The organism is Streptomyces sp. NPDC050674 (genome assembly GCF_040654575.1).
Classification (GTDB): Bacteria; Actinomycetota; Actinomycetes; order Streptomycetales; family Streptomycetaceae; genus Streptomyces.
The window spans coordinates 177,855-189,918 of sequence record NZ_JBFAIG010000010.1 but is presented as its reverse complement, the minus strand read 5'-3'; the positions used below and the strand labels follow the sequence as shown (position 1 = coordinate 189,918).

The 12,064-nt window shown below is 72.5% G+C and carries 14 protein-coding genes; 7 read left to right on the top strand and 7 right to left on the bottom strand.

What is annotated here, in order from left to right; genetic code table 11:
• Window positions 1-30: 30 nt before the first annotated feature.
• Window positions 31-363 (top strand): DUF2516 family protein, encoded by a 333-nt coding sequence (locus AB0I06_RS18800; RefSeq protein WP_363120005.1) that lies wholly within the window; start codon window positions 31-33, stop codon window positions 361-363.
• Window positions 364-390: 27 nt separating this feature from the next.
• Here the strand turns inward: AB0I06_RS18800 and AB0I06_RS18795 are convergent, their stop codons facing one another.
• The 4 genes from AB0I06_RS18795 to AB0I06_RS18780 form a co-directional block, all read right to left on the bottom strand.
• Entirely contained in the window at window positions 391-1,740 is a 1,350-nt protein-coding gene (locus AB0I06_RS18795) for a SpoIIE family protein phosphatase (protein WP_363119921.1), read from the bottom strand.
• A 299-nt stretch (window positions 1,741-2,039) separates the two neighbouring features.
• The gene (locus tag AB0I06_RS18790) at window positions 2,040-3,128 is read right to left on the bottom strand and encodes an NlpC/P60 family protein (protein ID WP_363119920.1); all 1,089 of its coding nucleotides are present in this window, start codon (window positions 3,126-3,128) and stop codon (window positions 2,040-2,042) included.
• Between the two features lie 198 nt (window positions 3,129-3,326).
• The gene (locus AB0I06_RS18785; protein WP_363119919.1) at window positions 3,327-4,145 is read right to left on the bottom strand and encodes a class I SAM-dependent methyltransferase; all 819 of its coding nucleotides are present in this window, start codon (window positions 4,143-4,145) and stop codon (window positions 3,327-3,329) included.
• A gap of 29 nt (window positions 4,146-4,174) precedes the next feature.
• The gene (locus tag AB0I06_RS18780) at window positions 4,175-4,591 is read right to left on the bottom strand and encodes a CPCC family cysteine-rich protein (RefSeq protein ID WP_363119918.1); all 417 of its coding nucleotides are present in this window, start codon (window positions 4,589-4,591) and stop codon (window positions 4,175-4,177) included.
• Window positions 4,592-4,805: 214 nt separating this feature from the next.
• Between AB0I06_RS18780 and mshA the strand changes: the two genes are divergently transcribed.
• The gene (gene mshA / locus AB0I06_RS18775; RefSeq protein ID WP_363119917.1) at window positions 4,806-6,143 is read left to right on the top strand and encodes a D-inositol-3-phosphate glycosyltransferase; all 1,338 of its coding nucleotides are present in this window, start codon (window positions 4,806-4,808) and stop codon (window positions 6,141-6,143) included.
• Window positions 6,136-6,669: a YbjN domain-containing protein gene (locus AB0I06_RS18770; RefSeq protein ID WP_363119916.1), complete on the top strand. Its 534-nt coding sequence runs from the start codon at window positions 6,136-6,138 to the stop codon at window positions 6,667-6,669. The genes mshA and AB0I06_RS18770 overlap by 8 nt, the downstream gene beginning before the upstream one ends.
• On the opposite strand, the gene AB0I06_RS18765 is transcribed toward AB0I06_RS18770, so the two are convergent.
• On the bottom strand, window positions 6,642-7,460 hold the full coding sequence (locus AB0I06_RS18765; RefSeq protein ID WP_363119915.1) for an AraC family transcriptional regulator: 819 nt from the start codon (window positions 7,458-7,460) through the stop codon (window positions 6,642-6,644). The genes AB0I06_RS18770 and AB0I06_RS18765 overlap by 28 nt on opposite strands.
• A 49-nt stretch (window positions 7,461-7,509) precedes the next feature.
• Between AB0I06_RS18765 and AB0I06_RS18760 the strand changes: the two genes are divergently transcribed.
• Window positions 7,510-7,935, top strand: coding sequence for a DUF2000 domain-containing protein (locus AB0I06_RS18760; RefSeq protein WP_363119914.1), 426 nt, complete (start codon window positions 7,510-7,512; stop codon window positions 7,933-7,935).
• A 130-nt stretch (window positions 7,936-8,065) separates the two neighbouring features.
• Complete coding sequence (locus AB0I06_RS18755) at window positions 8,066-8,818, top strand: hypothetical protein (protein WP_363119913.1); 753 nt, start codon at window positions 8,066-8,068, stop codon at window positions 8,816-8,818.
• A gap of 15 nt (window positions 8,819-8,833) precedes the next feature.
• Here AB0I06_RS18755 and AB0I06_RS18750 read toward each other — a convergent pair whose 3' ends face one another.
• Window positions 8,834-9,253: a nuclear transport factor 2 family protein gene (locus AB0I06_RS18750; protein WP_363119912.1), complete on the bottom strand. Its 420-nt coding sequence runs from the start codon at window positions 9,251-9,253 to the stop codon at window positions 8,834-8,836.
• Window positions 9,254-9,436: 183 nt separating this feature from the next.
• Between AB0I06_RS18750 and AB0I06_RS18745 the strand changes: the two genes are divergently transcribed.
• Together AB0I06_RS18745 and AB0I06_RS18740 are read left to right on the top strand one after the other, a co-directional pair.
• Window positions 9,437-9,772, top strand: coding sequence for a DUF6233 domain-containing protein (locus AB0I06_RS18745; RefSeq protein ID WP_363119911.1), 336 nt, complete (start codon window positions 9,437-9,439; stop codon window positions 9,770-9,772).
• 285 nt (window positions 9,773-10,057) lie between these two features.
• A complete protein-coding gene (locus AB0I06_RS18740) occupies window positions 10,058-10,594 on the top strand; it encodes a GNAT family N-acetyltransferase (protein ID WP_363119910.1) in 537 nt (178 codons plus the stop codon).
• A gap of 77 nt (window positions 10,595-10,671) precedes the next feature.
• Here the strand turns inward: AB0I06_RS18740 and AB0I06_RS18735 are convergent, their stop codons facing one another.
• A complete protein-coding gene (locus tag AB0I06_RS18735; protein ID WP_363119909.1) occupies window positions 10,672-11,949 on the bottom strand; it encodes an MFS transporter in 1,278 nt (425 codons plus the stop codon).
• Window positions 11,950-12,064 lie beyond the last annotated feature (115 nt).

The window sequence follows — 12,064 nt, the reverse complement described above, 5'->3', positions numbered from 1 at the left end:
GAGCCGAGTCAGGTGGTGGGCGTTGTGCTGATGCAGGGCTTCGCGGGGTTCATGTGGCTTTTGAGCATGGCCCTGATCGTGTTCAGCGGTTTCGCGTTGTTCGACGCCGCCCTACGCCGGGAGGACGCCTACCGCGCGGCCGACAAGAAGACCAAGCCCTTCTGGCTGATCATCCTGGCGATCGCCTTCGTGGTGAACCTGCTGTTCCCGATCCTGTCGTTCCTGCCGATCATCGGCCTCATCGCGACGATCGTGTACATGGTCGACGTACGGCCCGCGATCCGCGCGCTCCCGGGCGGCGGCCGCGCCGGGCGCGGCTCCAGCAGCGACGGCCCCTACGGCCCGTACAACGGCGGCCGCTAAGCGGCCCGAGCGGCCGGGCGCCCGAGGCTAGGGCACCCGGTCCAGCAGCAGGACGGCCACGTCGTCCGTCAGCTCGCCGCCGTTGAGGTCGCGTACCTCGTTCACCGCCGCCCGCAGCAGCTGCTCGCCCCGCAGACCCTCGGCGAACTGGCGGCGGACCATCTCGGTCATGCCCTCCTGGCCGAGCCGCTCCCTGCCCCGGCCTATGTGGCCCTCGATCAGGCCGTCGGTGTAGAGCATCAGGCTCCACTCGGCTCCCAGCTCCACCTGCGTCCGCGGCCAGCGGGCGCCGGGCAGCAGCCCGAGAGCCGGTCCGTTGTTGTCGTACGGCAGCAGGCGGGCCGGCTTGCCCGGCCGGGCCAGCAGCGGAGAGGGGTGGCCCGCGAGGCACAGGGCGGCGCGGCGGCCGTCCGGCGCGATGTCCACCATGCACAGCGTCGCGAAGATCTCGTCGTCGGACCGCTCGTGCTCCAGCACCTGCTGGAGGGTGCCCAGCAGCTGGTCGCCGCAGAGTCCCGCCAGCGTCAGCGCCCGCCACGCGATCCGCAGCTCCACCCCGAGGGCGGCCTCGTCCGGGCCGTGCCCGCAGACATCGCCGATCATGGCGTGCACGGTGCCGTCGGGCGTCCGCACGACGTCGTAGAAGTCACCGCCGAGCAGCGCGCGCGAGCGGCCCGGGCGGTACCGGGCGGCGAACCGCAGCGAAGAGCCCTCCAGCAGCGGCGTCGGCAGCAGGCCGCGCTCCAGGCGGCGGTTCTCCTGCGCCCGCAGCCGGCCCTCGGCGAGCCGGCGCTCGGCCGACTCGGAGCGCTTGCGCTCCACCGCGTAGCGGATCGCGCGGCTCAGCAGCCTGCCGTCCAGCTCGTCGCGGAAGAGGTAGTCCTGGGCGCCGACCCGCACCGCCTCGGCGCCGCGCTCGGCGTCGCCCGACGCGGTCAGCGCCAGCACGGCGTGCCGGGGCGCGAGCTCCAGCACGTGCCTGAGCACGGCGAGCTCGTCCTCGGAGTCGCCGTGGCCCGGCGCGGGCAGCGCCAGGTCCAGCAGGATGCAGTGGACGTCGTCGGTCAGCAGCCGTCCGGCCTCGGTGAGGTTGCGGGCCGTGCGGACGCGGATCGGCTTGCCCGCCTGGTCGAGCATGTCCGGCACGATCGGCGAACCGGCCGGGTCGTCCTCGATCAGCAGCAGCGTCAGGTTCGTGTGGGCGGTGTGGTTCTCCACCTTGTCCGTGGTGTTCCCGGCGGTGTCCGGCGTGCGGCCCGCGGGCGAGGTGTCCTGCGCGGACTCCTGTGCGGATCCGCCGCGCGGGGACGCGGCCTGCTGCGCCTGACCACTTTCCGCGGCCGGGATCGCTCTCTGCCGCGGTATGGGTACGGGCATCGTCTTGGGTTCCTTCCCTCCCCCCGAGGGCATGGCGGGGGCGAGGGACCTCGACCCACCGACGGGGACCATAGCGGGTGCAGGCACCGCATAGGAATGGTGTGAGCCATGCCGCTGCGCCACCGGCCAGTGTCATATGCCGCGATTTGCCCCGCAGTTGGACAGCTCGAAGATGCTGCGGGGATGACGAACGTCACGTCGGCGTGCGGTGGGTGCGCCGCGGGGCGTGCGCTGGGTCACGTGGGCCGGGTCACCCGTGTCCGCTATGCGGTGGCTCCCGTCCGGCCGGGCGCCGCGATCTAGTCAGGGCCGGCGTCGGCGTCCGGCCGTACCACTCCGAGGATGGGCATCGTCCCGGCCCCCGCGATCGTCACGGTCCGTCCGGGCCGGGGCGCGTGGACGATCGCCCCGTCGCCGATGTACATCGCGACATGGCTGGCGTCGTCGAAGTAGATGACGAGGTCGCCGGGCCGCATGTCCTGGACGTCGATGTGCCGCAGCTGTTTCCACTGCTCCTGCGAGGTGCGCGGGATGCCGCGGCCGGCCGATATCCAGGCCTGTGACGTCAGCCCCGAGCAGTCGTACGTCTCCGGGCCCTCGGCGCCCCACTGGTACGGCTTGCCGATCTGGGCCGTGGCGTACTGCACGGCCTTCTTGCCCTGCGCGGAGGCCTTTCCGTCGATCTCGTCCAGGACACCGGAGCCGAGCCAGGCGGTCTGCGCCTTGTTCGCCGCCTCCTTCTCCAGCTCGGCGAGGCGCTCCTGCTCCTCCTTCTGGAGGGCGGACTCGAGCTTCTCCGCCTGCGCGATCTGCTTCTCGATCTTCTTCTGCGCGGCGGCCTTGGCCTTGCGGCCCGCCTCCAGCTTCTTCCACTGTGCGGAGGCGTCCTTGGCGTACTGCTCCAAGTCCTCCTGGGTGCGGGTCAGTTCGCCGAGCAGGCCCTTGGTCGCGTGGTGGCCCTCGCGGACCCGGCCCGCGCCGTCGAGGAAGTCCTGCGGGTCGTCGCTCAGCATCAGATGGGCCTCGGGCGGCAGCCCGCCGCCGCGGTACTGGGCGGCGGCCGCGGCGCCCGCGCGGGCCTTCAGCTTCCGCAGCTTCTCCTGGCCTTTGACGATCTTCTCGGCCAGTTCGACGACCTCGGCGGACTGCTTCTCCGCCTTCTCCTCGGCGGTGTTGTACTCCTCGGTGGCGCGGCCGGCGGCGCGGTAGAGCCTGTCGAGCTTCTTGCGCACGGCTTCGAGGTCCTTGGCGGGTGCGAGCGCCGGTCCCGCGCTCGGGGTGGGGGAGGGGGTGGGACTCGCGAACGCCGTGCCCGGTGCCGCCAGCACCGTGACCGCGCAGACCACGGCCACCGCCGTCGCGATCAGGCCACGCTTGCCCGTTCCCATACTCCGGCCCCCCAACTGATTAACCGTCAGTAACATGCGGTTCGCCTGGGGATGCTGCCATGCCGGCCCGGAAAGCGACAGGGGTAGTACTTCCCACCGCCCCCTCGCCGGTATGCCCCCCGCACGACGATCTCCCCGCCTGTGTGACGAAAGACTCAGGGAGATCGTTCCCTCGCGGGCCTGTCGAGGGCGGAGGGGTCAGGCGCGAGGGGCCAACGCCTCCCACCGGAGGGTGACTTCCCCCTGCCGCCATCGCGCGGGGCCGTCCGTCACCGGCCAGTCGGCCGAAAGGTCGCGCACCGCCCGGATCCAGCGCTGCCGGGCGCCGTAGGAGGCGTAGGGCGCGGCGGCCGCCCAGGCGCGGTCGAAGTCGCGCAGGAAGGCGTGCACCGGCTCGCCCGGGACATTGCGGTGGATGAGCGCCTTGGGCAGGCGTTCGGCCAGGTCGGAGGGGTGTTCCAGGGAGCCGAGCCGGGTGGCGAAGGTGACCGTGCGCGGTCCTTCCGGGCCGAGCGCGACCCATACGTGCCGGCGCCCGATCTCGTCGCAGGTCCCCTCGACCAGCAGCCCGCCGCGCGACCCGGTCGCCGGGTCGGCCGGTGCCAGCCGCCCGCACAGCCGCTCCCACACGGCCGCCACCTCGCCCTCCTCGTACTGCCGCAGCACGTTCGCCGCGCGGACGAGCAGGGGCCGCTGCGGGATCGGGATCTCGAAGCCGCCGTGCCGGAAGACCAGCCCCGCCCGCTCGAAGGGCAGCGCCGCCGCGACCCGGGCCGGTTCGATCTCGACGCCCACCACGCGCGCGTGTGGCGCGACCGTACGCAGGCGGTGCAGCAGCTCGACGGCCGTCCAGGGGGCGGCGCCGTACCCGAGGTCCACTGCCACCGGGTCGGCGGCACGGCGCAGCTCGGCGCCGTGCGTGGCCGCGATCCAGCGGTCCATGCGGCGCAGCCGGTTGGGGTTGGTCGTCCCGCGCGTGACCGTGCCAAGGGGGCGGGTCGCCGCTCGGGATGTCATGCGTACGAGGTTAAGGGCCTCGGCTCCGGTCAGGGGGCGAGGTGCCGCCGCCAGTAGGTGGGACGCCAGTAGTAGAGGACGGTCAGGTCGCCGGGCATCGGATCGTGGGCCGGCCCCCGCTCGAACGGGTCCCGGTCCGGGTCGGCGGGCCGGAAACCCGGGTCCAGCGGCTCGTCGTCGCGCGGTGGCCGTACGTGGCGCCGCATCTCCTCGGTCACGGCACCGATCCGCCGGTAGTTGGCCTGCGCCTCGATCAGGCTCAGGCCGTGGTTGGGGCCCCAGCCGGCCGTCGGATGGCGGAGCTGGAAGGGATCCTCCTCCCAGTAGCAGACCGGGCAGATCTCGTAGGCCCACAGCTCGCCGAGAGTCTGGTGGCCGCAACAAGGGCAGGGGAGGAACTCCTCGAGCGGAGGCTGCGGTGCGGGGCGGTGCCGTGTGCCTGTCATGCCCGTGAGGGTAGGGATCCCGTGCCCCCGCCGCCCTGTCTTTTCCGCCGCGCGGCCGCCGGTGCCCTCGTCCTCGAACGGTTGAGCGACAAGCGGTAATGATTCGGTAAAACTGGCGAATCAGGAAATGGAGCCCATCCCTCCGGTGTTGGACCTCGTCGGAGGCCTTCGTGCGCCCTGCGAAAGGCATGCCCCGAGCGAGGAGGAACGCCACGTGAGCCAGTACATCGGCAGGCTCGGTCGGCGCTCCGCGTCGTCCTCCGCGCGTCTGCGGCTGCACCGCAGGCCACGCCGCGTCGCCATGCTCTCCGTGCACACCTCCCCGCTCCACCAGCCGGGCACCGGCGACGCCGGCGGCATGAACGTCTACATCGTGGAGCTCGCGCAGCGCCTGGCCGCGCACGGCGTCGAGGTCGAGATCTTCACGCGCGCCACCGCGGCCGCCCTCCCGCCGACCGTCGAACTGGCCCCCGGCGTCCTCGTCCGGCATGTCGACGCCGGCCCCTACGAGGGTCTCAACAAGGAGGACCTGCCCGCCCAGCTGTGCGCCTTCACCCACGGCGTGATGCAGGCCTGGGCCCATCACCGCCCCGGCCACTACGATCTGGTGCACTCCCACTACTGGCTCTCCGGCCACGTCGGCTGGCTCGCCGCCCAGCGCTGGGGCGTCCCCCTGGTGCACGCCATGCACACCATGGCCAAGGTCAAGAACGCCAACCTGGCCGACGGCGACACCCCCGAACCGGCCGCCCGCGTCATCGGCGAGACCCAGATCGTCTCCGCCGCCGACCGCCTCATCGCCAACACCACCGAAGAGGCCGACGAACTGGTGCGCCACTACGCGGCCGAGACCGGCAAGGTCGCCGTCGTCCACCCCGGGGTGAACCTCGGCCGCTTCTCGCCCGCCGACGGCCGCGCCGCCGCCCGGGCCCGCCTCGGCCTGCCCAGGGACGCGCTGATCCCGCTCTTCGCCGGCCGCATACAGCCCCTGAAGGCCCCGGACGTGCTGCTGCGCGCCGTCGCCGTCCTCCTCGACGAACGCCCCGAACTGCGTTCGCGCATCCTCGTGCCCGTCGTCGGAGGCCCCTCCGGCAGCGGCCTGGCCAAGCCCGAGGGCCTGCAGAAACTGGCCGCGCGCCTGGGCATCGCGGACGTCGTACGGTTCCGCCCCCCGGTCGGCCAGGAGCAGCTCGCGGACTGGTTCCGCGCCGCCTCCGTGCTGGTCATGCCCTCCTACAGCGAGTCCTTCGGCCTGGTCGCCATAGAAGCGCAGGCGGCGGGCACCCCGGTGCTCGCGGCGTCGGTCGGCGGCCTCCCGGTCGCCGTGCGCGACGGGCACACCGGCTTCCTGGTGAGTGGGCACGATCCGGCCGACTACGCGCGCGTGCTGGGCCGTTTCGCCGACGACCCGCGGCTGGCCGACGAGCTGGGCGGCCAGGCCGCCCGGCACGCCCAGTCCTTCGGCTGGGACACGGCGGCCGCCGCCACGGTGGACGTCTACACGGCCGCGATGCAGGCCCATCGCCGTCGCGTACGCTCGCTGCATGGGTGAAACCGATCAGGAACAGCGCGCGGTCCAGGTCGTCGAGGCGGTGCTGAAGGACGCCGAGCTGGAGTGGGAGAGCCCCCGGCCGGGCACCTACGTCGCCCAGCTCCCCGGCACCCGCAAGCTCAAGACCACGGTCTCCCTGATCGTCGGCCGCCACTCGCTGTCGCTGAACGCCTTCGTCATCCGCCACCCCGACGAGAACGAGCAGGGCTTCCACCGCTGGCTCCTGGAACGCAACCTGAAGCTCTACGGCGTCAGTTACGCCGTCGACCAGCACGGCGACGTCTACCTCACCGGCCGCCTCTCCCTGTCCGCCGTCACCGCCGACGAGCTCGACCGCCTGCTCGGCCAGGTCCTGGAAGCGTCCGACGGCGCCTTCAACACGCTGCTGGAACTGGGCTTCGCGTCGGCCATCCGCAAGGAGTACGAGTGGCGGGTGGCGCGGGGGGAGTCCACGCGCAACCTGGACGCGTTCGCCCACCTCACCCAGCGCCCCGAGCGTCAAGACCTGCCCGGCGCCGGGGCCTGACCCGCCCGGTAACGCCCCGGCGGCACCCCCACCAGCCTGCGGAAGTGCCGCGTCAGGTGCGACTGGTCGTAGAACCCGGCCGCCACCGCCACCTCGCCCGGTGAACGTCCCTCCAGAAGCAGCCGCCGGGCGCGCCCCACCCGCAGGGACGTCAGGTACTGGTGCGGCGCGATGCCGTACGCGGTGCTGAACGCCCGTACGAGATGGGCCGGATGGGCGCCGAGCAGCCCGGCGGCCTCCCGCAGGACGACACCCTCGACGACCCGCTCGTCCAGCAACTCGCGCAGCCGCCGCGCGAGAACGGGATCGGCCGGCCGAGGGGACACCGGGTCGCCTCGCAGATGCCCGCGCAACCGCTCCCCGACGAGCATCAGCCTGCTCTCGGCCTCCAGTTCCTCCCCTTGCCGCCCCAGTGCGCCGTGCAACTGCCCCACACGCCGCCGCAGCAGCGGATCGCGCAGATCGGGGCGGTCGACGGCGGCTCCGATGAGCTCCTCCCCGAGGTGCGTCGCGTCCAAATACAGCACCCGCTTGCGAAAGCCGTCCGGGGTGGCCGGGGAGCCGTTGTGCGGGACGTGCGGCGGCAGCAGCGACACGGTGTCGTGCGGGGTGCCGTGCTCGTGCCGGTCGAGGTCGTACCGCACGGCGCCGGTGTCGACGATCAGCAGCGTCCAGGCGTCGTGGACGTGCATCGGATAGGCGTACTCGGTGAACCGGGCGTGGAAGACCTCGACGACACCCTGGACGGCGGGCCGCCAGGCGGAGACGATCCGGGAGGACTCGCAGACCATGCAAAGAACGTACAAGACCCCGGCGGGGGCCGCCGGGCACGCTCGGGGCATGGACACCGAACCGATCCGCTTCGACACGAAGATCGCCGTACTGCTGCGCGCGGACCTTGAGCCCTGGCAGCGCCTCAACGTCACATCGTTCCTGGTCAGCGGCCTGGGAACACAGCTTCCCGAGGTGATCGGCGAACCGTACGAGGACGCGGACGGCGTGCCCTACCTCCCCATGTTCCGCCAGCCGGTCATGGTCTTCGAGGCCACGAAGGAGACCCTGACCACCGCCCACGCCCGTGCCCTCTCCCGCGCCCTGCCCCGCGCGGTCTTCACCTCCGACCTCTTCGCCACGGGCAACGACCGCGACAACCGCGCCGCCGTACGGGCCGTGCCGACCGCGGACCTGGACCTCGTGGGTCTCGCGGTGTACGGCCCGAAGAACGCGGTGGACAAGGTGGTGAAGGGGGCGCGGATGCATCCGTGAGAGCCGGGGGTGGCGGCCGGGGGCGACGGAAGCCGCGGGCGTGCCCGGTGCCCGGGAGGGCGACCAAAGTCGCGGGGGCGTAGACCAACGGCTGACGACAGGGCGGACGGCTCCTCACGAGACTGGCCCCATGGAGGAAGTCAGAAACGTTCCCTTGCGCAAGAGCCCCCGGCCACAGGCGGCCGGGGTGACGGAACTCGCCGAACCGGCCTGGGCCCTGGTGCTCTTCTGCGTCGTCTGCGGTGCGGTGGCCGGCGCGCTGCTCCCGCTCCTCGCCCGCCTGCTGCTCGCCCTGCCGTGGGCCCCGCTCGAAGGCCCGGCCGAACTGCTGACCTCGGTCCCGGAACCCGCCCTCACCCTCGGCACGACCGGGCTGGGCGCCCTGGGCGGACTGCTGCTCGGCTTCATGGCGGTGCACGAGTCGCTGTCCGTCCGCGTCCATGACGCCCAGGTGACGCTGACCGTCAGGGACACCGCGCAGGAGTTCACCCGCGAGGAGATAGCCGCGTGCTTCCGGGACGGCAAGCAACTCGTCCTGCTCGCCCCCGGCGGCCTGGAACTCGCGCGGGAGCGCTGCGGCCTGAACTGGCGGCGCCTCGCGGACGCCCTCACCGCGCACGGGTACCCGTGGGAGGAACAGGACCCGTACCGCGCCGAGTTCCGCCGCTGGGTGCCGGGCGCCCCCGGACTGCCCGAGGGCGCGGACGCCCTGCTGCGGGCCCGCGCCCAGACCTGTGAGGACCAGCACGGCGCCGACGCCCGGGAGCTGCGCGGGGAACTGCTGCGGCTGGGTGTGGTCGTGCGGGACGAGGACAAGCGACAGTACGTCCGGGTCGTGACGGGCGAAGCCGACGGGCGCCCGGGGACGCCCGCGCCCCGCTGACTCACGCGGCCGGTGTCAGGGCGTACAGGCAGCGGCGATCGACACGCTGTTCTCGTACAGGTGGTGCCGGGTGATCCGCCCGTCCTCGACCGTGAGCCGCAGCGCGAAGGGGCCCGAGAAGGGCTTGCCGGTCGCCCGCACGGTTCCGGAGAGATGCCCCATGAGCACCGCGTCCGTCCCGTCCACCAGGAACGTGTCGACGGACGCGCGGGCGTCCTCGGGGACGGTGTGGCGGGCCAGCTCCTCGGCCTGCGCCGCGCATTCGGCGGCGGTGGAGCGGGGGCGGATCCAGGGGACGACGGGGTTCTCGGCGAGCATCCAGTCCACCGTGTCGGCGAAGAGCGCGGTGAGTCCCTCGGTGTCACCGGCGAGGCGCAGTTCGAGGAACTTCCGGACGGTGGAACGGGTGGCTTCGGCGGTCTCGGCAGGTGTCATGGGGTTCAGGCTGCCGGGATGCCGGGGGAACGTCGATTACCCCGGAGGTAACCGGTGCCGCCCGCTGCGGGTGGCTCGGATGGCTCTGGGGGACTCTGGGTGGCTTCGGGGTGGCTTCGAGGTGGGGTTGCGCGGATGGCCCGGGGTGGGCCGGAAGCCGAGGCCGCTTCTAGAATCGAACGCATGAACGATCCAGAGTCGCGGCTCGCGCTGCTCCGTTTCCTGGAGCGGGTGCAGGAACGCGATCTGGCACGCACCCGGCGGTGGATCGCGGACGAGGAACGCCGCCAGGCCGAACACCGCCGCGGTCTCCTGGCCCGGCCGCCCGCCCCCGACTGGCTGATCGAACGCGGCCTGTCCGGCCAGGAATCGGTGTACGTCCACGTCGGCGGCTGCTGGAACGCGGGCCGGCGCAGCAAGGGCGTCGACCGCGACCGCGCCCGACGCGCCCTCGCCGAGGGCGTACAGGCCTGCCCCCAGTGCCGCCCGGACACGGAGCTCGGCTTCGTGGACAGGTAGGAGGGCGACTCCGAGGCGGGCGTTGATCGCTTCCCGGCGGCGGAATCCGGGGCGGGTGGCGTTCGCACTCGGCACCCGGAGCTCTGTTGTCAGTGCCGGGGGCTAGGGTCGGGGCGCGCGGCCGGCTTCCGGGGGTTCCAGCTCTGCAGACACGGTTGCATCCCCGTCCTGTCCGGGGGCGGCCCGGAGAAGTCGTCCGGGACCCAACCGACGGTCGGGCTTCGTCGATCGCCACGAGGTGACCTGCCAGCGCCGGCCGCGCGTCCCCGGACCATGATGGCCGCCATGTCTGCGAACCAGCCCGCCCCGGCCCCGGCCGTCACACGGCTCTCCCGCTACACGAAGACCGACCAGGACGAGATCCTAGGCACCGGCGACGACCCCTTCGGCGTGGCCGGGGCCGGCCTGACCTGGCTTCCCAAGGAGGAACACTTCGGCGTCCGGCTCGACGGCCGCCTGGTGGCACACGCCGGTCTGCTGCGGCTGCCCGTCGCGATCGGGGACGTCGAGACCGAGGTGATGGGCGTGGGAGGAGTGGCCGTGGCACCCGACGTACGGGGCCGGGGCCTGGCCCGGCTCGTGCTGTCGGCGGCCCTCGACCACGCTCGGGCGCGAGGCCCTCGGCACGCGCTCCTGTTCTGCCGGCCTCCCCTCGTGCCCCTGTACCAGCGCCTGGGATGGCACCCGCTCGACACGGAGGTACGCGTCGAACAACCAGGTTCCAGGGTGGTCACCATGCCGCTGCGCACGATGGTGACGCCCCTGCGCGACCAGGCGCGCTGGCCGTCGGGGCGAGTGCGGCTGTACTCCCTGCCGATGTGACCGATGTGGCGAGCCGGGGCCACCGTCGCGTCGGGGCGAGGGGCGTCACCGCAGTGAGTGACTCCCGCTCCTCCTCATCACCCCGCCCCGACCTCCGGCTGCGGCCGCACCCCCACCGGGGGCTCGATCACCGTGTCCTCCTTGCCCTCCCCGGGAAGCTGCCGCATCAGCACGGCGTACCCCGCACCGGCCACCGTCCCGACCACGGCGCACAACCCCCACAGCCACTCCGCCCCGAACCGGTCGATGACGACCCCGGACAGCAGCGGAGCGACGAGCGCGGCCACCGACCAGGACATCGTGTACATGCCCTGGTAGCGCCCGCGTCCCTGCACGGGCGACAGCCGTACGACGAGACCCGTCTGGGTCGGCGCGTTGACGATCTCCGCGAGCGTCCACACGCACACCGTGAGCGCGATGACCCCCACCGACCCCGCGAAGGCCGTGAGCGCGAAGCCGTACCCCGCGAGGACGGACGAGACGACCAGCAGCCGACGCGGATCCCGGTGTTCGATGAAGCGGGTGACCGGGATCTGGAGGACGACGATCAGCACGCCGTTCACGGCGATCGCCATGCCGTACTCGGCCGGGGCGAAACCGGCCTCGCCCATCGCCACCGGCAGCCCCACCGACCCCTGCTGGAAGATCAGCGCGACGAGGAAGGACAGTCCGACGACGCTCATGAACCGCCCGTCACGCAGGACGGTCCGCAGGCTCACGGAGTCCTCCCGCACGCCCGCCGTCACCGTCGTCTCGGCGGGCTTGGACTCCGGCAGCCGCAGGAAGACGAGGATCGCGCAGAGCATCGTCATCCCCGCCTCGATCAGGAACCCGGCGCGGTAGCTGACCTCGGCGATGAACCCGGCGGCCATGGAGGAGACGGCGAACCCGAGGTTGATGGCCCAGTAGTTGAGGGAGAAGGCCCGGATCCGGTCCTCGGGCCGGACGATGTCGGCCATCATCGCCTGCACGGCGGGCCGCGAGGCGTTGCTCGCCATGCCGACGAGGAAGGCGACCCCGGCGATCGCGACCGGGTCGCGCACGAAACCCAGCAGCGCGACGGACACGGCGGTCGAGGCCTGCGCGATCAGCAGGGTCGGCCGCCGGCCCAGCCGGTCGGTCATCACGCCGCCGCCCAGCGAGGAGATCACCCCGCCGAGCCCGTGCAGGGAGGCGACGAGACCGGCGTAGGTGGCGGAGTAGCCACGGTCGACCGTCAGGTACAGCGCCATGAAGGTGGCGACGAAGGCGCCGAGCCGGTTGACCAGCGTGCTGGTCCACAACCACCAGAACTCACGGGGTAGACCGGAGACCGTCTCCCGGACGGCACGTCGGGCACGCAGGGCGTACGGCATGGATCCCCCCGGAGGTGACAAGTGTCGGCACTGCTCGAAGCCGGCGCGTGTAAGCAGCGCAGGCTGCTAGCGCAAATTACAAGCCGCCGGTCGCCGGAAGCCACTCGATTAACAG

What these genes read in the sequence shown, in the direction of transcription:
- AB0I06_RS18800 (WP_363120005.1), top strand. Translation starts at nt 31, where the DNA reads ATGCAGGGCTTCGCGGGGTTCATGTGGCTTTTGAGCATGGCCCTGATC.
- AB0I06_RS18795 (WP_363119921.1), bottom strand. Translation starts at nt 1,740, where the DNA reads ATGCCCGTACCCATACCGCGGCAGAGAGCGATCCCGGCCGCGGAAAGT.
- AB0I06_RS18790 (WP_363119920.1), bottom strand. Translation starts at nt 3,128, where the DNA reads ATGGGAACGGGCAAGCGTGGCCTGATCGCGACGGCGGTGGCCGTGGTC.
- AB0I06_RS18785 (WP_363119919.1), bottom strand. Translation starts at nt 4,145, where the DNA reads ATGACATCCCGAGCGGCGACCCGCCCCCTTGGCACGGTCACGCGCGGG.
- AB0I06_RS18780 (WP_363119918.1), bottom strand. Translation starts at nt 4,591, where the DNA reads ATGACAGGCACACGGCACCGCCCCGCACCGCAGCCTCCGCTCGAGGAG.
- AB0I06_RS18770 (WP_363119916.1), top strand. Translation starts at nt 6,136, where the DNA reads ATGGGTGAAACCGATCAGGAACAGCGCGCGGTCCAGGTCGTCGAGGCG.
- AB0I06_RS18765 (WP_363119915.1), bottom strand. Translation starts at nt 7,460, where the DNA reads ATGGTCTGCGAGTCCTCCCGGATCGTCTCCGCCTGGCGGCCCGCCGTC.
- AB0I06_RS18760 (WP_363119914.1), top strand. Translation starts at nt 7,510, where the DNA reads ATGGACACCGAACCGATCCGCTTCGACACGAAGATCGCCGTACTGCTG.
- AB0I06_RS18755 (WP_363119913.1), top strand. Translation starts at nt 8,066, where the DNA reads ATGGAGGAAGTCAGAAACGTTCCCTTGCGCAAGAGCCCCCGGCCACAG.
- AB0I06_RS18750 (WP_363119912.1), bottom strand. Translation starts at nt 9,253, where the DNA reads ATGACACCTGCCGAGACCGCCGAAGCCACCCGTTCCACCGTCCGGAAG.
- AB0I06_RS18745 (WP_363119911.1), top strand. Translation starts at nt 9,437, where the DNA reads ATGAACGATCCAGAGTCGCGGCTCGCGCTGCTCCGTTTCCTGGAGCGG.
- AB0I06_RS18740 (WP_363119910.1), top strand. Translation starts at nt 10,058, where the DNA reads ATGTCTGCGAACCAGCCCGCCCCGGCCCCGGCCGTCACACGGCTCTCC.
- AB0I06_RS18735 (WP_363119909.1), bottom strand. Translation starts at nt 11,949, where the DNA reads ATGCCGTACGCCCTGCGTGCCCGACGTGCCGTCCGGGAGACGGTCTCC.